General features: G+C 64.1%; 15 protein-coding genes. 9 read left to right on the top strand and 6 right to left on the bottom strand.

Going from position 1 to position 18,721, the window contains the following annotated elements; genetic code table 11:
- Positions 1-322: 322 nt before the first annotated feature.
- Positions 323-1,537 (bottom strand): ornithine--oxo-acid transaminase, encoded by a 1,215-nt coding sequence (rocD, locus tag RX330_RS27005; RefSeq protein WP_317240496.1) that lies wholly within the window; start codon positions 1,535-1,537, stop codon positions 323-325.
- Between the two features lie 207 nt (positions 1,538-1,744).
- Entirely contained in the window at positions 1,745-2,965 is a 1,221-nt protein-coding gene (locus RX330_RS27000) for a cytochrome P450 (protein WP_317240495.1), read from the bottom strand.
- 105 nt (positions 2,966-3,070) lie between these two features.
- On the opposite strand from RX330_RS27000, the gene RX330_RS26995 reads away from it, so the two are divergent.
- The 9 genes from RX330_RS26995 to RX330_RS26955 all read left to right on the top strand — a co-directional run bounded on the left by RX330_RS26995 (position 3,071) and on the right by RX330_RS26955 (position 14,000).
- A complete protein-coding gene (locus RX330_RS26995; RefSeq protein ID WP_212081129.1) occupies positions 3,071-3,613 on the top strand; it encodes a phosphonopyruvate decarboxylase in 543 nt (180 codons plus the stop codon).
- A complete protein-coding gene (locus RX330_RS26990) occupies positions 3,610-4,200 on the top strand; it encodes a thiamine pyrophosphate-dependent enzyme (protein ID WP_317240494.1) in 591 nt (196 codons plus the stop codon). Before RX330_RS26995 ends, RX330_RS26990 begins: the two co-directional genes overlap by 4 nt.
- Positions 4,201-4,358: 158 nt before the next feature.
- On the top strand, positions 4,359-5,045 hold the full coding sequence (locus RX330_RS26985) for a TetR/AcrR family transcriptional regulator (protein WP_317240493.1): 687 nt from the start codon (positions 4,359-4,361) through the stop codon (positions 5,043-5,045).
- A 1-nt stretch (position 5,046) separates the two neighbouring features.
- Complete coding sequence (locus RX330_RS26980) at positions 5,047-6,240, top strand: efflux RND transporter periplasmic adaptor subunit (protein ID WP_317240492.1); 1,194 nt, start codon at positions 5,047-5,049, stop codon at positions 6,238-6,240.
- A gap of 71 nt (positions 6,241-6,311) precedes the next feature.
- On the top strand, positions 6,312-9,407 hold the full coding sequence (locus RX330_RS26975) for a MexW/MexI family multidrug efflux RND transporter permease subunit (RefSeq protein WP_212081133.1): 3,096 nt from the start codon (positions 6,312-6,314) through the stop codon (positions 9,405-9,407).
- Between the two features lie 155 nt (positions 9,408-9,562).
- Complete coding sequence (locus RX330_RS26970) at positions 9,563-11,611, top strand: ATP-binding protein (RefSeq protein WP_317240491.1); 2,049 nt, start codon at positions 9,563-9,565, stop codon at positions 11,609-11,611.
- The gene (locus RX330_RS26965) at positions 11,608-11,997 is read left to right on the top strand and encodes a response regulator (protein ID WP_212081135.1); all 390 of its coding nucleotides are present in this window, start codon (positions 11,608-11,610) and stop codon (positions 11,995-11,997) included. Before RX330_RS26970 ends, RX330_RS26965 begins: the two co-directional genes overlap by 4 nt.
- On the top strand, positions 11,994-13,244 hold the full coding sequence (locus tag RX330_RS26960; protein ID WP_317240490.1) for an adenylate/guanylate cyclase domain-containing protein: 1,251 nt from the start codon (positions 11,994-11,996) through the stop codon (positions 13,242-13,244). The genes RX330_RS26965 and RX330_RS26960 overlap by 4 nt, the downstream gene beginning before the upstream one ends.
- Positions 13,245-13,253: 9 nt before the next feature.
- Positions 13,254-14,000, top strand: a complete 747-nt coding sequence (locus RX330_RS26955) for a hypothetical protein (RefSeq protein WP_212081137.1) — start codon at positions 13,254-13,256, stop codon at positions 13,998-14,000.
- A gap of 49 nt (positions 14,001-14,049) precedes the next feature.
- Here RX330_RS26955 and RX330_RS26950 read toward each other — a convergent pair whose 3' ends face one another.
- The 4 genes from RX330_RS26950 to RX330_RS26935 form a co-directional block, all read right to left on the bottom strand.
- Positions 14,050-14,937, bottom strand: a complete 888-nt coding sequence (locus tag RX330_RS26950; protein ID WP_063196278.1) for an ABC transporter permease — start codon at positions 14,935-14,937, stop codon at positions 14,050-14,052.
- Positions 14,938-14,940: 3 nt separating this feature from the next.
- On the bottom strand, positions 14,941-15,882 hold the full coding sequence (locus RX330_RS26945) for an ABC transporter permease (RefSeq protein ID WP_317240489.1): 942 nt from the start codon (positions 15,880-15,882) through the stop codon (positions 14,941-14,943).
- Between the two features lie 157 nt (positions 15,883-16,039).
- Positions 16,040-17,563, bottom strand: a complete 1,524-nt coding sequence (locus tag RX330_RS26940; RefSeq protein ID WP_317240488.1) for an ABC transporter substrate-binding protein — start codon at positions 17,561-17,563, stop codon at positions 16,040-16,042.
- Between the two features lie 23 nt (positions 17,564-17,586).
- Positions 17,587-18,690, bottom strand: coding sequence for an ABC transporter ATP-binding protein (locus RX330_RS26935; protein ID WP_317240487.1), 1,104 nt, complete (start codon positions 18,688-18,690; stop codon positions 17,587-17,589).
- Between the last annotated feature and the right edge of the window lie 31 nt (positions 18,691-18,721).

The following is an 18,721-nucleotide window of genomic DNA, read 5'->3' as shown; positions in this document are numbered from 1 at the left end:
CATGGCTGGCGGTTGGACGGCCGGCGCGGGACGCGCCATGGCTGGCGGCGCCGCCGGACGGGCCATGGCTGGTGGCGCTGCCGGTGCTGCGGCTGGCCCTGGTGGTCCGCCCCTTCCATGTCCATGGCCGGGCCCTTGGGCGAACGCGCCGACGCTGGCGGCCAGCATCGAGACACCAACGAAAACAGTCGTAAGGCAAACGCCACGCGGAAGCATGATCATAGCTCCCAACTCGTAATCGCCCACGAATGTCAACGCACATCCGGCGGAATCGTTCGTCGTTGGCCGCGGCTGGCATTGCGATCTTCCGACGCAGGCCGCCTCAAGAGAAGTCCTGCGTCAGGGTGGCAGCGAGCCGTTCCAGCGCCCAGTCGACCTGGTCGCTCGTGATCACCAGAGGTGGAGCGATACGGATTGTTTGCTGATGGGTATCCTTGGCGAGGATGCCCTTGCCCTGAAGCGCCTCGCAGTAGCGGCGGGCGCGCCCGGCCTCGGGATGCAGCTCGACCGCCAGCATCAGGCCGCGCCCGCGCACTTCGCGGATCGTGTTGGCACGAATATCCTTCAGACCTTCCAGAAAGCGCGCGCCTTGCCTCGCCGCGTTCTCGATCATGCCTTCCTCGACCAGCACGCGCATCGCAGCCCGCGCCACCGCGCAGGCAAGCGGGTTTCCGCCGAAGGTCGAACCATGCTGGCCGGGCCTCAAAGTCCCGAGCACCTCGTTGTTCGAAAGCACGGCCGACACCGGATAGAAGCCGCCGGACAGCGCCTTGCCGAGCAGCGTCACGTCCGCCTCTATGCCCTCGTGCTGTTCGGCGAGCAGCTTGCCGGTGCGGCCGAGCCCGGTCTGGATCTCGTCGAGCACCAGCATCACGTTGTTGGCGGTGCAGAGCTCTCGCACCTCAGTGAAATAGCCGGCCGGGGGAATGATGACGCCAGCTTCGCCCTGGATCGGTTCGACCAGAAAGGCAACCGTGTTCGCGGTGATTGCGTCTTGCAGCGCTGCGGCGTCGCCGAACGGGATGATCTTGAAGCCTGGCGCGAATGGCCCGAAGTGCGCGCGCGTTTCGGGGTCGGTTGAAAAGCCGACGATGCCCAGCGTGCGCCCGTGGAAATTGTTGACGCAGACGATGATCTCGGCCTGGCCGTCCGGCACGCCCTTCACCTCATAGCCCCATTTACGGACCGACTTGATCGCGCTTTCCACCGCCTCGGCGCCGCTGTTCATCGGCAGCACCTTGTGGGAACCGGTGAGCGCCGCGATCTCCTCGTAGAACAAGGCGAGTTGATCGTTGTGAAACGCCCGCGAGGTTAGCGTCAGCCTTTGTGCCTGTTCGACCATTGCCGTCAGGATCTTGGGGTGGCAGTGGCCCTGGCTGACCGCCGAATAGGCCGAGAGGCAATCGAGATAACGGTTACCTTCGGTATCCCAGACCCAGACACCTTCGCCGCGGGACAGGACCACCCCGATCGGCTCGTAATTGTGAGCGCCAAAGCGTGCTTCTGTTGCGACTAAATCAATGACGGATGAGCTCATCAGTCGTCGCTCCATTGCTGCGCGCACTGGCTCTCAACTTGATTTGGGTATCGGCCTGTCGCCTTGGAAGCCTTCATGCGCCCGATTGCGGGGCGAGGCCTGATTTGCCCGCAATGTCAGATGGGTCTGCGGAACCACACGGCATCGTTCCCCGACCCGGTTTCTACTGTGCATGGGGTTGTTTTCGCAGTTTTTGTTTTGGAGGCCTCACCCGATCGAGCAGGGCACGCTCAAAAACCCTCGAAACCGGACCCGTCCGCCCCGCACCGGCGCCCCGCTCACGGCATAGTTCGGGAAGCGCGCCAGGAAGCGCGAGATCGCGACCGCGCCTTCCAGCCGCGCCAGCGCCATGCCGGCGCATTGGTGCGCCCCGGTGGCGAAGGCGAGGTGGCGGTTCGGCGTGCGCGCGATATCGAAGCTTTCGGGGTCCGGAAACTGCGCGGGGTCGCGGTTGGCAGCGCCAATGCACAGCGTCACCGACGTGCCGGCATCGAGCGTGACGCCGCCGAGCTCGACCTTCTCCGTGGTCATGCGGTTGCCGAGCTGGTTGGAGCTTTCGTAGCGCAGTATCTCCTCGACCGCCGTCTTGATCAGATCGGGATTGCCGATCAGACGCTGCTTCTGCTCGGGATGACGGTCGAGCGCGACGAGGCCGTTGCCGATGAGGTTGGTGGTGGTCTCGTGGCCGGCATTGAGCAGGAAGATGCAATTGTGCAGCAGCTCTTTCTCGGTCAGCCGCTCGCCGTTCTCTTCACCCTGAATCAGGCGCGTCAGCACGTCGCGATCAGGATTGCCGGGCTTTTGGCGCCGGCGCGCGACCAGCGTTTCGAGATAGGCGAGGAAGTCCTGCACCGCCTTGTTGCCGCGCGCAGCCGCTTCTGGCGACACCACCGGTTCGAGTGCGCCCAGGATCGCCAGTGACCAGTCGCGCAGCGGCGTGCGTTCCTCGTGAGGCACGTCGAGCAGATTGCCGATCACCTCGATCGGGATGGAGGCAGCGAAGTCCTCGATCAGTTCGCAAGCTCCCTTGGCGGCGATGGCATCGAGCAAGCCGTCGACCAGCTTGATGATATCAGGCTCCATCCCCGCGATCGCCCGCGGCGACAGCGCGCCCATGATCAGGCGGCGTACGCGGGTATGCGCGGGCGGATCGTTGAAGACGAGGCTGGTGGTGTGGTGCTCGTAGAGCGGCGTGTCGCCGTATTTCGGCGCGAACTCGCGCTGCTTGTCCGAGCTGAACGATTTGGTGTTCTTGTAGGTGGTGACGAGATCGTCATAGCGGGTCAGGAACACGGTGCCGCTGCGCAGGCGCTTGACCGGCTCGTTCTCCCGCAGTGCACGATAGGTCGGATAGGGGTTGTCGTAGAACTCCGGCGTCAGCTTCTCGAGGTCGAAGCTTGCAGCCAGCGCCTTCGCATCTGCGTTCATCCCGTTATACTCGCCGGTTAAAGCCGATATGCCGTTTTTGTTGTTCTGAATGACGCGCGTACGCGTCTACAGTCTTTCGATACTGCTAGCTGACCGGACAGGAAAATGCACGCGCGCGCTGACGCTCCCGACACGGCCCCGACTTGGCCCGATGATATTTTCGCAACATTGCAGCGCTTCGACGTCCGGCAGGTGCCTTATGTGCCCGATGCCGGCCATTCGAAGCTGATCCAGCGCGTGCTGGATTCCGCCACCATGCGCGGAATTCCCCTGACGACCGAGGAGGAGGGCGTGGCGCTCCTGGCCGGCGCCTGGACCGGCGGGCAGCGCGGCGTGCTGCTGATGCAGTCGAGCGGCGTCGGCAATTGCATCAACATGCTGTCGCTGATCCCGATCCTGCGCTTTCCGTTCCTCACCCTCGTGACCATGCGCGGCGAGTGGGGCGAGTTCAATCCGTGGCAGGTGCCGATGGGATCGACCACGCAGGGCGTATTCGAGCTGTCTGGCGTCCAGGTGCTGCGCGCCTCGACCGCAGCCGAGGTGCCGGCCGTGCTGGAGGCTGCCGCGTCGCAGGCCTACAACGCGCTCACCCCCACCGCCGTCCTTCTGTCGCAGCGCCTGATCGGCGCCAAGGTTTTCACCAAATGAGCAAGGCCAATCTCCTCGACCGCCGCCAGGTGGTCTCGACGCTGCTCGCGAACCGCAAGGACGTCGTTGCGATCGGCGGCTTGGGTGCCTCGACCAACGACATGTGCGCGGCCGGCGACCACGCCCGCAACTTCTATCTCTGGGGCGGCATGGGCGGCGCCGCGATGATCGGGCTCGGCCTAGCGCTGGCGCAGCCGAAGTTGCCGGTTTTGGTCATTACCGGGGACGGCGAGATGCTGATGGGTATCGGCAGCCTTGCCACCATCGGGCTGCAAAAGCCGGCCAATCTCACCATCGTCGTGCTCGACAACGAGGCCTATGGCGAGACGGGCGGCCAGACCAGCCACACCGCGGCCGCCGCCGATCTCGTCGGCATCGCGAAGGCCTGCGGCATCGAGGACAGCCGCGCTGTCTCGACCATGGCCGAGGTCCACGCCATTGCCAAAGCCGTCCACGACGTCTCGGCCGGGCCGCGTTTTGCCAATGTGAAGATCGACAGCGCCGGCCTGGAGCGGATTTTGCCGAGCCGGGATGGGACTTACATCCTCAACCGGATCCGGGGAGACCTCGGCTTTCAGCCGATCTAGGCAGGCCAATCCATTCCGCGGCGCCCAGGTCCTGCACGCGGTCCGTGCGGGCGGAGCCGATTTCCACTGAATCTACAACGCACTTAGGTTGCGATGCAACATAGTGCTTGACTTCCGCGTGGGTGAGTGCTTACTCACCCACCATGAGCTCATTGCGTATGACGAGCGACCTGAGGCGTCAATTGATCCTCGGTGCCGCAAAGCGCTGCTTTGCCCGACATGGCTATACCGGCACCACGACGAAGAGCGTGGCGGCCGCCGCTGCCATTTCCGAGGCGCTGCTGTTCAAGCATTTCCCGTCCAAGGCGGCTCTCTACGCCGAAATCCTCAGCGACGAATGCGAGGCCGATCCCGACTTCATGGAGCTGCTCGAGCGCGAGCCGTCGACCGCGACGCTGGTCGAGCTGGTCCGCGGCATGGTCGACCACTTCCTTCGCATGGCCGACGGCCCCGACCAGGAAGAGGTGCAGCGCCTGCGGCTGATGGCCACGAGCCATCTGGACGACGGCGAATTCGCCCGTCTGATGTATGCCAAGATCGAGACGCTGATCGGGGCGATCTTCGTCGCCTCGCTCGAGCGGGCAATTGCGAGCGGTGACGCGCGGCCATGCCTCGGCGAACCGCTCAACCTGTTCTGGTTCGCGCATCACACAGTGATGACCGCTGCGCTGACCAGGCTGCCGGCGGCGCCCTGTCTCGACTACGGCAAGGCGAACGATCTGGAGCAGCAGCTCTGCGAGTTTCTCCTGAGGGGTATCGGACTTAACGACGCCGCAATTGCTTCGCATCTGGGCCACGATCTGGCCGCGGATGCCGGCAGGACGGCGATTGCAGAAAGTGCATGACATGAACATCGTAACCGAACACAAGATTTCGGGCGAACCGATCGACAACAAGGCTCCCAAGCGTCCGGTCCGGCCGGTGCTATGGTTCGTCATCGTCGGCACGCTGCTCGCCGTGCTCGTCGGCGGACTCGTCTGGTTCAACTATTTCCGCGGCCAGATGATCAAGCAGTTCTTCGCCAACAACAAGCCGCCGCCGACCGCGGTCAGCGCGGCCGAGGCGAAGTCCGAGGTGGTGCCGAACCTGCTCACCGCCGTCGGTGGCCTCGTCGCCGTGCATCAGGTCGACGTCAGCGCCGACGTCAACGGCCGCGTCACAGAGATCAAGTTCGAGCCGGGCACGCGTGTCGAGGCCGGCACGCCCCTGGTGCAGCTGTTCGACGCGCCGGAGCAGGGCGACCTTGCCAACTACAAGGCCCAGGCGACCGTTGCGCAGCTCTCGCTCGATCGCGCCAAGCAGCTCGCCGCGCGCCAGTTCGGTCCGCAGGCGACCGTCGATACCGCGCAGGCCGCCTATGACCAGGCGCAGGCCGGCATCGCCAAGACCGAGGCGCTGATCTCGCAGAAGCTGGTGCGTGCACCTTTCGCCGGCGATCTCGGCGTCCGCAAGGTCGAGGTCGGCCAATATCTGACGGCAGGTACGGCGATCGTGTCGCTGACCGACCTTTCCGCGCTGTGGGCCAACTTCACCGTGACCGAAAAGGATTCCGGCAGCCTCAAGGTCGGCCAGACTGTCCGGCTCAAGGTCGACGCCTATCCGGGCCGCATCTTCGAGGGCAAGATCACCACGATCGAGCCGCAGATCGCGAGTGACACCCGCAATATCCGCGTGCAGGCGACGGTCGCCAATCCCGAGAAGATCCTGAAGCCCGGCATGTTCGTGACCACCACGGTGGTGCTACCGGACAAGCCGGCCGTGATCACCGTGCCGGAGACGGCGGTCGACTACACGCTGTACGGCGACTCCGTGTTCGTGATCACCGAGAAGAAGGAAGAGGACGGCAAGACCAGTCTCTCCGCGGTGCGCACCTTCGTGCAGACCGGCAGCCGGGTCGAAGGTCGCGTCGAAATCGTCAAGGGTCTGAAGGCGGGCGACAAGGTCGTCGCCGTCGGCCAGCTCAAGCTGCAATCGGGCGCGGCGGTGTCGATTTCGACCGACCCGGTCCCGCAGATCCCGGCGCAGCCGCCGCGCTACTGATCCCATGACATTCGAGTGATCCGGCCTGGCCGGATCACTTCTCTTGAGACAAACAAATCGAGATCGCCGCGATGGCCCTTACCGATATTTTCATCAAGCGTCCGGTTCTGTCGGTCGTCGTCAGCCTGTTGATCCTGCTGATCGGCCTGCGCGCGGCGATGGTGCTGCCGATCCGCCAATATCCGAAACTGTCGAACACGGTCATCAACATCACGACCGTCTACCCGGGCGCGTCCGCGGACCTGATCCAGGGCTTCATCACGACGCCGATCGAGCAGGCGGTCGCGTCTGCCGAAGGCGTCGACTACATCACCTCGTCCTCGGTGCTCGGCACCTCGACGATCCAGGTCTACATCAAGCTGAACTTCGATCCGAACCAGGCGCTCACCGAGGTGCTGGCGAAGACGAACTCGGTCAAATACCTGATCCCGAAGGAATCCAACGACCCGATCGTCACCAAGACCACGGGCCAGACCACGGCCGTGATGTATCTCGGCTTCTCGTCCGAGGAGCTCTCGGGTTCGGCGATCTCGGATTATCTGACGCGTGTGGTGCAGCCGGTGCTGTCGACCGTCGACGGCGTGGCGTCCGCCGACATCTTGGGCGGGCAGACCTTCGCGATGCGGCTATGGCTCGATCCCGAGAAGATGGCCGGCCGCAACGTGTCCCCGGCGGACGTAGCCGCGGCCATCCAGGCCAACAACTTCCAGTCTGCGGCGGGCCAGACCAAGGGCTATCTGATCGTCTCGAACGTCTCGACGAACACGGGTCTGACCGACGTCAATCAGTTCAAGAAGATGATCGTCAAGGCCAAGGACGGCGGCTTCGTGCGGATGGAGGACATCGCGACCGTCGAACTTGCGGCCCAGAGCACGGACGCCAGCGTTGCCTTCAACGGCGAGCGCGCGATCTTCATTGGCGTGCAGGCGACGCCGCAAGGCAACCCGCTGACGCTGGTCAAGGGTGTGCGCGCGCTGTTCCCCGAACTCGAACGCAACCTCCCGCCCTCGATGAAGATGAAGGTCGCCTACGATTCGACCAAGTTCATCCAGTCTTCGATCGACGAGGTGCAGAATACATTGGGCGAAGCCGTGATCATCGTGATCGTGGTCATCTTCCTGTTCCTGGCCTCGCTCCGCTCGGTCATCATTCCCGTCGTCACCATTCCGCTCTCGATGATCGGCGTCTGCACGCTGATGCTCGCATTGGGATTCAGCTTCAACCTTTTGACCCTGCTCGCGATGGTGCTGGCGATCGGCCTCGTGGTCGACGATGCCATCGTCGTGGTGGAGAACATCCATCGCCATCTGGAGGAGGGCAAGACGCCGGTCCAGGCGTCGCTGCAAGGTGCGCGTGAAATCGTAGGCCCCGTCATCTCGATGACCATCACGCTCGCCGCGGTGTACGCGCCGATCGGCTTCCTCGGCGGCCTCACCGGTTCGCTGTTCCGCGAATTTGCGTTCACGCTGGCGGGTTCGGTGATCGTGTCGGGCGTGATCGCGCTGACTCTGTCGCCGATGATGTGCTCGGTGCTGCTGAAGAACACCGAAGAGGGCCGCTTCGCCAAGGGCGTCAACAAGGTGTTCGGCGCACTCACGCGCTGGTATGGCCGCAGGCTCGACCGCTCGCTCGACTACAAGGCCATCACGGGCCTGTTCGCGGTAACCATCCTCGGGCTCGTCGGCTTCCTCTACATGCACACGTCGAAGGAGCTGGCGCCAGAGGAAGACCAGGGCATCGTGTTCGCGGTGACCAAGGCTCCGAAATACGCCAACATCGACTATGTCGACTTCTACGGCGAAAAACTCGACGAGAAGTTCCAGCAGTTTCCCGAGACCGATCTGCGCTTCGTGCTGAACGGCATCAACGGCCCGCAGGGCGGCATTGCCGGCATGCTCTTGAAGCCTTGGGACGAGCGCACGCGCTCCTCGATTGCCCTGAAGCCGCTAGTGCAGGCCGAGCTCTCCAAGATCGAGGGCGTGCAGGCCTTCGCCTTCAACCTGCCGCCGCTTCCGGGCGGGCCGGGCGGTCTGCCGGTGCAGATGGTGATCAACTCCACCGCCGGCTTCCAGACGGTCTATGAGCAGATGGAGAAGCTGAAGGACGCTGCGCGCAAGAGCGGCATGTTCATCGTCTCCGACAGCGATCTTGCCTACAACCAGCCGAACGTGAAGGTGACGATCGACCGCAACAAGGCGCAAGATCTTGGCGTCAATATGCAGAACCTCGGGGCCACGCTCGCGGTGCTGCTCGGCGGCAATTATGTCAATCGCTTCAATCTGGAGGGCCGGTCCTACCAGGTGATCCCTCAGGTGCCCCGCACCAAGCGGTTGTCGCCGGAATCCCTCGGTGGCTATTACGTGACGACCAACACCGGCCAGCAGCTTCCGCTGTCGACTGTGGTGTCGATCGAGACCAAGACCGATCCGAATTCGCTGACGCACTACAACCAGCTCAATTCGGCGACCTTCTCCGCCGTGCCGATGCCCGGCGTGACCGTCGGCGCAGCGGTCGACTTTCTCGAAGGCGAGGCCAAGAAGCTTCCACAAGGATTCAGCCACGACTATCTCGCGGACTCCCGGCAGTACGTACAGGAAGGCAACCAGCTCGCGATCACCTTTGGCTTCGCGCTGATCATCATCTTCCTGGTGCTGGCGGCGCAGTTCGAGAGCCTGCGTGACCCGCTCGTGATCATGATCTCGGTGCCGATGGCGATCGTCGGCGCGCTGATCCCGCTGTTCTTCGGCGTCGCGACCATGAACATCTACACCCAGGTTGGTCTGCTCACTCTGGTCGGCCTGATCACCAAGCACGGCATCCTGATGGTGGAGTTCGCCAACGAGCTCCAGGTCAAGGAGCGGCTCGACCGCCGCTCGGCCATCGAGATGTCGGCCCGTATCCGCCTCAGGCCCATCCTGATGACGACGGCCGCCATGGTGACCGGCCTGATCCCGCTCTTGACCGCGACCGGCGCGGGTGCGGCCAGCCGCTTCTCGATCGGTCTGGTCGTCGTTGCCGGCATGTCGATCGGCACCCTGTTCACGCTGTTCGTGCTGCCGGCCGTGTACGTGGTGCTGGCGACCGACCACCGCGCGGCGGCCGATTCCGAGCGGAACAGGCAGGTTGCCGAACTCGACCTCGACGCCAAGGCCCTGCGGCCGACCTGAAGCCGCACGCAGGCGAAGCCACAGGGCGGCAGCGGCCAAGCCGTTGCCGCCCTTTTCGTTCTGCCACCGCATCAATTCGACGCCGCGATCGTTGGGCGGGGGCCTTGCCGCGCTTGCGAGAGACAAGGCCCGGTCTTCTTGCTAGGTTCCGCAGGATGAGCCTATCCCTCCATCCCGACACCTCGCGAGCCGGCACGCTGCCGAGTGCGGTGCCGGACGGCGCTGCCCCTGGCGCAGGGGCGGGACGGGGCATCAGGACCCGGTTGTTCACCAAATATGTTGCGCTGTTCGTGGCCGTCGTCGCCATCGCGCTGCTGGCGAACGGCCTGTTCGAGGTCTTCTTCTATTATCGCGAGCACAAGGCTTCGCTGATCCGGGTCCAGCACGAGCAGGCTGAGGCGGCCGCGGCCAAGATCGGCCAGTTCGTCAAGGAGATCGAGAGCCAGCTCGGCTGGACCACGCAGTTGCCTTGGTCGGCAGGCTCGATCGAGCAGCGCCGGTTCGACGCGCTGCGGCTGCTGCGCCAGGTGCCCGGGATCACCGAGCTCGCCCAGGTCGATTCGACCGGCAAGGAACGGCTGCGGGTCTCGCGGCTGGCGATGGATGCCATCGAGAGCGGGATCGACCTGTCCAGTGATCCGAAGTTCACCGAGGCCGTGGCGCACAAGGTCTATTACGGGCCTGTCTATTTCCGCCGGGAGTCCGAGCCCTACATGACGCTGGCGCTGGCCGGCGCGCGCAAGGACGCAGGGGTCAGTATCGCCGAGGTCAATCTCAAGCTGATCTGGGACGTCGTCTCCCAGATCAAGGTCGGCGAGAATGGCCATGCCTATGTCGTGGGGCCGGAGGGGCGCCTGATCGCGCATCCCGACATCAGTCTGGTCCTGCGCAATACCGACATGTCCGGCCTCGCACAGGTGCGCGCCGCGCAGGCTGGCGGCGGCACGATGGCGAATGCGCTCGAGGAAGCGCGTAACATACAGGGACGGAAGGTCCTGACCGCATCGGCGCCGATCGAGCCGCTGCACTGGACCATGTTCGTCGAGTTGCCGGTCGAGGAGGCCTATGCATCGCTCTACGCCTCGCTGCAGCGGCTCGCGATCGTGCTGCTCGCGGCGTCGATCTTCGCGGTGCTTGCGGGGATATTCCTCGCGCGCCGCATGGTCGGGCCGATTCAAGCGCTGCGCAGCGGCGCCGAAAGGATCGGCGGTGGCGACTTCTCCCAGCGCATTTCGATCCGCACTGGCGATGAGCTCGAAGGGCTTGCCGACCAGTTCAACGACATGGGCGCGCGCCTGCAGGAATCCTACGCGGATCTGGAAAAGAAAGTCGAGCAGCGGACATCCCAACTGCGACAATCCCTCCACGAGCTTCGAACCGCGCAAGACCGCCTGATCCAGACCGAAAAACTCGCTTCCCTCGGCCAGCTCACCGCCGGCATTGCCCACGAGATCAAGAACCCGCTCAATTTCGTCAACAATTTCTCCGCGGTCTCGACCGAGCTGATCGACGAGCTCAACGAGACCCTGCAATCGGCCGCGCTCGAGGACAAGACGAGGCAGGAGGTCGACGAGCTGACTGGCATGCTCAGAAGCAACCTCGAGAAGGTCGTGCAGCATGGCAAGCGCGCCGATTCCATCGTCAGGAACATGCTGCTGCATTCGCGCGAGGGCTCCGGCGAGCATCGCGCCGTCGACATCAATGCGGTCGTGGAGGAGAGCCTTAATCTGGCCTATCACGGCGCGCGCGCCGAACGGCCGTCCTTCAACGTCACGCTGCAGCGCGAGCTGGATCCCGCTGCCGGCATGGTGGACATCTTTCCCCAGGAGATCACGCGCGTCTTGCTCAACCTGATCTCGAACGGCTTCTATGCCACTGCCAAGCGCAAGGAGAGCGCCGGCGAGGCCTTCGAGCCCACTCTAAGCGTTGCGACGAAGGATCTCGGCGGCAGGGTCGAAATCCGGATCCGCGACAATGGCACGGGGATCCCACCCGAGGTGAAGGAGAGGATGTTCAATCCCTTCTTCACCACCAAGCCGGCCGGCGAGGGCACCGGACTCGGCTTGTCCATGAGCCATGACATCGTCGTGAAGCAGCACGGTGGCACCATCGACGTGAACACCGCACAAGGTGTATTTACCGAATTCATCATCAGCCTGCCGCGCACGATGGCGGTAGGCGGCACTCCCGGAGGCAAGTCTTGAACGTTTACATCCTGGTCGTCGACGACGAGCCCGACGTCGAGGCGCTGTTCCGGCAGCAGTTCCGGCGCGAGTTGCGCGCCGGCCGCTTCCAGATGGAGTTCGCCTCCTCAGGGCCCGACGCACTCAAGCGTGCTGCCGAGGTTCGCGATCCCTCGTTGATCCTGATCCTGTCCGACATCAACATGCCCGGCATGAGCGGGCTCGACATGCTGCCAAAGGTGCGTGCTGCGCATCCTGACGTTCCCGTCATCATGATCACGGCCTATGGCGACGCCGAGACGCGGCGCAAGGCGATCGAGCGCGGCGCCGTCGGGCTCCTCACCAAGCCGATCGACTTTGCGCTGCTGCGGCAGGAGATCGATACGAGGCTCGAGCAAGCAGCATGACTGCGACCATCCTCTTCGTCGACGACGAGCCGGATCTCGAGGCGCTGATCCTGCAAAAGTTCCGCAGGCAGATTCGCGACGGGCAGATCGATATCATGTTTGCCCGCGACGGCCTCGATGCGCTGGCCTCGCTCGAGCAGAATCCGCATGTCGACATGGTGGTCTCCGATATCAACATGCCAAGGATGGACGGCCTGTCGCTGCTCGCGAAACTCCAGGAGGGCGAGGACAAGAAGTCGACCATCATCGTCTCCGCCTATGGCGACATGAGCAACATCCGAACCGCCATGAACCGCGGCGCGTTCGACTTCCTGACCAAGCCGATCGACTTCGCCGATCTGGAAGCCACGATCGAGAAGACCATCCGCCATGTCGAGATGCTGCGCGACGTGAGGCGGCGCCAGATCGAAGCCGAGCGCGCCCATGCCGCGTTATCGCGTCATTTCTCGCCGGAGCTGGCCAAGCGCCTGGCCGCAGGCGGCGACGGCGAGGGGATCGAAGTGCAGTGGCGCGATGTCGCCACCATCTTCACCGATATTACCGGCTTCACTTCGTTGGTGGAAAGCGCGCCGCCCGAGACGCTGGGCAAGCTGCTCAACGAATATGTCGGCGGCATGACCGAGATCGTCTTTGAGCATGAGGGCACGGTCGCAAAGATCATCGGCGACGCGATTCAGGTGCTCTTCAATGCGCCCGGGGATCAGCCGGACTATGCCACGCGCGCGGTCGCCTGCGCCCATGAACTCGATGCCTGGGCGCAGGACTTCCGCGCGCACCAGAGCTCCACGGGCGTGACCTTCGGTGCCACCCGCATCGGCATTCACGCCGGCCCGGCGCTGGTCGGCAATTTCGGGGGCAACCGCTTCTTCGACTACACCGCGTATGGAGATTCCATCAACATCGCGGCGCGACTGGAGGCCGCCAACAAGCATTTGGGCACCCGCATTTGCGTCAGCGGCAGCGTCGCCGAGGCGGCTGAGAACTTTCAAGGCCGCCCCGTCGGGGAACTGATGCTGCGCGGACGCAGCGAGCCGTTGCGCGCGTTCGAGCCATTGCCGCCCGCCAAATACGAAGCGCCGGAGACGGCGCTGTATTCGGAGGCTTTCGCCAAGATGGAGGCCGGCGATGCCGCGGCCATGCCGGCCTTTGCCGCGCTGGTCGGCATGCACGCCGACGATTCCCTGGCCGGCTTTCACCTGAAACGCCTGCTCAATGGCGCCAAAGGCATTCGCATGCAGCTTGAATAGGAGTTCGTCATGATTCGTCAGTTCTCTGCCGGCAATTACCGCTTCATTCCGTCCGTGTTTCAATACTCAGCGGGTGCCGCCGCGGACGACGGCTATGAGATCGAGCGTGTCCGCTTCGACCGTCTGGTGCCGCTCGCGGAAGGATTTGCACTGGCCGCAAAATTCATTCAGGAGGCAGGTCGTCCGCTGACGGCGTTCTGTGCCTGCGAGCTGCGTTCACCCGCGGCCTTCAGCGAAGAGGGCTTTCGCGCGTTCAACCTGCACTATGTGAAGACGCTGTCCGAATGGAGCATCTTCGACGGCACCACCAATCCGGTGGCGCGCAGCAATGTCTGTCCCGAGATCGACCCGCCGTCCGAGCCGTCGTTCTACGCGTTCTCCTTCACGCGCCCGACCCGCTCGAAGGCGCCGAGCTTCGTGATCGCGGGTGGCGCAGAGGCTCGCGAGGGCGGCGGCACCTATGTCGAGCGCACCGTGCGCTATCGCGATCTCAGCCCGGAGGGGCTGCGTGAAAAGGTGCGCTTCACCACGACGTCGCAGATGGAGAACCGGCTGGCGGCGTTTGGATTCGGCTGGAAGGAAACTACCGGCGTGCAGGCTTATTCGGTGCACGACTTCCACCATGCCCTCGTCGACGAACTGGTCCGCCGCGGCGCTCTGCGTTCCGGCCTGACCTGGCATTTCGCCCGGCCGCCGGTGGTCGATCTCGAATACGAGATGGATTGCCGCCGCGTGATGCGGGAAGTGGTGATTTGAGGTCCTCACCTCTCCCCGAGGGGGAGAGGTGAAAGGGCCGTTTCGGCTTCTACCGCTGCCTCGGATCGAGAGCGTCGCGCAGGCCATCGCCGAGCAGGTTCAGCGACAGCACCACGAGGAAGATCGCAAGTCCCGGCCAGATCGCCATCCACGGCGCCTGGGTCAGGAAGCGCTGCGCGGCGTTGAGCATGCTGCCCCAGGATGGCGCCGGCGGCTGCTGGCCGAGGCCGAGGAACGACAATGCGGCTTCGGCGATGATGGCGGCGGCGATCGAGAGCGTCGCCTGTACCAGCAGTGCCGGCAGGATGTTCGGCAGGATATGCGCGATCGCGATCCGCCACGGCGGATTGCCGAGCGCGCGCGCGGCCTCGACATAATCCTCGGCCTTGACGACGAGGACCTGGCCACGGGTCAGGCGGATGAAGATCGGCGTCGCCGAGATGCCAATCGCGATCATGGCATTGCCGAGGCTCGGCCCGAGGAATGCGGCGAGCGCGATTGCCAGGATCAGGAACGGGCAGGCCAGCATCGCGTCCGTGATCCGGCTGATCAGTGCATCGAGGAAGCCGCCGCGATAACCGGCGAGGAGACCAAGCGGCACGCCGATGCCGAGTGCGATCGCGACCGAGATGAGGCCCGCGAGCAGCGAGGCGCGCGCGCCGTAGACGACGCGGCTGAGGATATCGCGGCCCAGCTCGTCGGTGCCGAACCAGTGCGCCGCGGTGGGGGCCTTGCGCACCAGGCTCCAGCTCGTCGCGATGGGATCATAGGGCACGATTAGCGGGGCGAAGGCCGCAAGCAGGATGAACGCCGTGATCACAACGAGCCCGAACACGGCGGCCTTGCGCTTGAATAGCCGCCGCCGGGCGCGGCGCGCCGGGCTGTCAAGTTCAAAGGCTTGCGTGGCAGGGGTGGCTGACAGGGCAGCGTCGGTCATCGCCTAACCCCTTAGCCTGGGATTGACGAGGATATAGGCGATATCGGCGACGAGGTTCAGCGTGATGTAGACCGTGGCCGTGACCAGCACGACCCCCTGCACCACCGCGTAGTCGCGGTTGAAGACGGCATCTACGATCAGCTTGCCAAAACCGGGAATGGAGAAGATCTGCTCGGTCAGGACCGCACCCGACAGCAGCGTGCCGAGCTCCAGCGCGCCGAGCGTGATGATGGGCGTCAGTGCATTGCGCATGGCATGCTTGAGGATCACGGAGCGCTCGGAGAGCCCCTTCGCGCGCGCGGTGCGGACATAGTCGCTCTCCAGCACCTGAAGCATGGCGCTGCGCGTATGCCGCATCAGGACCGCGGAGATTGCATTGCCGAGCACGAAGGCCGGCATGATGGTGGCGGCAAGGCTCGCGCGCCAGTTCTCGGTGAGCGGGACATAGCCCGATGCCGGCAGCCAACCGAGCTTGATCGAAAACAGGAAGATCAGCAGGATCCCGAGCCAGAAATTCGGCGTCGAGATCCCCCACAGCGCAAACAGGTTGGCGCCATAGTCCCAGGCCGTGCCCTTCTTCACCGCGGAGACGATGCCGGCGGGAATGCCGATGAAGAACGCGATCAGGATCGCCATCGAGCCGAGCTGCAGCGTCACCGGCAATTTTTGCGCGATCAGCTCGCGCACCGGCATCTTGTTGCGCAAGGACTCGCCGAAGTTTCCGGTCAGGACGCCCTTGAGCCAGTAGACGTACTGCACGGGAATCGGCTGATCGAGCTTGTACTGCTGCCGGATCTGCTCGATCACGGCGGGATCGCGCTCCTCGCCCGCCATCACCAGCGCGGGATCGCCCGGCAGCAATTGCTGGAGCGAGAAGATCAGCACCGACACGAAGAACAGTGTCGGCACGATCTGAGCGATGCGGTGGGCAAGGAACCTCAGCATGGCTAGGCCGGTGTCCCGGGCGCGGCGCAACATGCAATGCTGCGCTGCTGAACCGGGACCCATCTATCACGATGTGTCATCGCTATGGGTCCCGGCTCTGCGGTGCGGCGCTTGCGCGCTGCGCCGAGTCCGGGACACGCACCTATCGTCAGATTCGTCACTTGAACTTCAATCCGACCACGCGCACCAGCCCGTCGGGCATCTGCTTGTAGCCCTGAAGCTTGGTCGTGTGTGCAATCAGGAGCGTGCGGTGATAGATGTAGATGATCGGCGAATCGTCGAGCAGGATTTTTGTCAGCTTGGCGTAAATCGCCTTGCGCTCCTCGACATTGGACGTCGCCCGCCCTTCTTCCATCAACTTGTCGGCTTCCGGATTCGCGTACCCGCCGTCGTTCTGCGGTGCCTTGCTGCGCATGAAGATGTAGGAATTGCCGTCGGGATCGATACGGCCGCTCCAGTTGATCTGGAAGATCTGGAATTCTCCGGCCTGGGCCTGCTTGAAGGTCGTGGCGAATTCGACCGCACGGATCTTGATGTCGAAGCCCGCTTCGGCGGCCATGGACTGGACGACCTGGGCCACGGCTTCGTTCTCCGCGCCCTTGGGGATCATGTAGTCCACCGTCACCGGCGTGGTGACGCCGGCTTCCTTCAACAGCGCCTTGGCTTTCGCGATATCACGACCGCGGACCGGGAATGCCTTCTGGTAGTAGGGATGTGTCGGGCTGACCCATTGATTGCCTGGGGTGAACTCGCCGTTGAAGACGACCTGGTTGAGGGCCTCGCGGTCGATCGAGAGGTCGAGCGCCTGGCGTACCTTCGCCGACTGGCTCAGTGGCCCCTTGGCCTTGTCATTGCCGATATTGACGGTCAGGCCGAGATAGCCGAGCTCCGGCGCGGTCGATAGCACCAGCTTGGGATCGGCTCGGACGTCCTTGATGTCGGTGGCGAGCACGCGCTCGATCAGATCAAGACCCCCTGACTTCAGGTTCGCAAGCCGCACGGTCGCATCGACGATCGGCAGGAACACCACGCGATCGATATGGATGTTGTCCTTGTTCCAGTAGTCGGCAAATTTCTCGAACACCATGCGGTCCTGCTGGACGCGCTCGACGAATTTGTAGGGGCCGGCGCAGACCGGATGCAGGCCGAACTTGTCGCCAGCTTCCTTCGCCGCCTTCGGTGAGACCATCATGCCGGAGCGGTCGGTGAGCTGGGCGATCAAGGGTGAGTATGGCGTTTTCAGCACCAGCTTGATCGTCAGGGGATCGACCACCTCGACATGGTCGACGCTGGCAAGCTCCGACTTGCGGAACGAGGTCGGTAGCGTCATGTGACGCTCGATCGAGAATTTTGCGGCTTCCGCGTCGAGCGGCTCGCCGTCGTGGAATTTGACGCCCGGCCGGAGCTTGATCGTCATCTCCTTGCCGTCGGCCGAGGTCTCGTGGGACAGCGCGAGCTGCGGCACGATGTTGAGCTTCTCGTCGATATCGAACAGCTTGTCGCAGAAAGCGGAGAACACGATGCGGCCGACATAGGTGCGGCCGATGCTGGGATCGAGGATATCAGGGTCCTCGGCGATGCCGATGCGCAGCGTGGTCTGAGCCTGGACTTGGTCCTGGGCTGCGCCCGCGAGCGACGTCAGCACGGCCGACGCCAGGATTGCCAAACGCATGAAACTCATCGCTCTCAACCTCTGTTTTGCGGCTATACCGGGTCCGTTCCCAATGAACTAACCCCGCTGCCGCGGACTGCTTCCGGGCCGCCGCTGAAGGCGGCGACCAATTTTTCAAGAACCGGCGAAAAGCCGCCGTCGGACGGGACGATCGCCGCGGAGGGCGGCAGTTCCGACGTTCGGTGGCAGGCCGTTGCATGTCCGATGCCATCCGCGGCCAGCTGAGGCATCTCGTTGCGGCAGCGCTCGACCACGTAGGGGCAGCGGGTGTGGAAGCGGCATCCCGGCGGCGGATTGAGCGCGCTGGGGATCTCTCCCTGCAGCACAATCCGGCTGCGCTTTGCCTGCGGTTTAGGCACGGGGATCGCGGACAAAAGCGCCCGGCTATAGGGATGGCTTGGTGCTGCGAACAGCGAGTCCGCTTCCGCGGTCTCGACGATTTGGCCGAGATTCATCACCGCCACGTGGTCGGCGATGTGCTTGACCACGGCGAGGTCGTGCGAGACGAAGATGTAGGCAAGGCCGAGCCGGTCCTGCAGCTCGCGCAGCAGGTTCAGGATCTGCGAGCGGATCGACACGTCGAGCGCGGAGACCGGCTCGTCGCAGATGATCAGCTTCGGCTCGACCGCGAGCGCGCGGGCGATGGCGATGCGCTGGCGCTGGCCCCCGGAGAATTCGTGCGGATAGCGCCGCGCCAGCCGTGGCTCGAGGCCTACTAGGCGCAATAGCTCGGCGACGCGCTCGCGCCGCTGCGCTGACGGCACGAGGCCGTGCAGCGCCAACGGCTCGGTCAGGATCTGGCCGACGGTCATGCGCGGATTGAGCGAAGCGTATGGATCCTGGAAGATTATCTGCGCTTCGCGGCGGAATTTTCGCAAGCCATCGGCATCCAGCGCGAGCAGGTCGCGACCATTGAAGCGCACCGAGCCCGCATCCGGCTCGATCAGCCGCAGCACCAGCCGGCTGACGGTGGATTTGCCGCAACCGGATTCGCCGACCAGAGCCAGCGTCTTGCCGGCGTCGAGCGAAAAGGACACGCCGTCGACCGCTTTCACATGCGCCAGCGGCCGGCCGAACAGCGAGCGCTCGGCGATGAAATGCTTGACCAGGCCCTTGACCTCGAGCAGCGCGGTCATTGTGTCTGCTCCTCGTCGGTGCAGGTCTCGT

The organism is Bradyrhizobium sp. NDS-1, from assembly GCF_032918005.1.
Classification (GTDB): domain Bacteria; phylum Pseudomonadota; class Alphaproteobacteria; order Rhizobiales; family Xanthobacteraceae; genus Bradyrhizobium; species Bradyrhizobium tunisiense.
The sequence above is the reverse complement of the archived record's forward strand: the minus strand, read 5'-3'. Positions and strand labels throughout refer to the sequence as shown.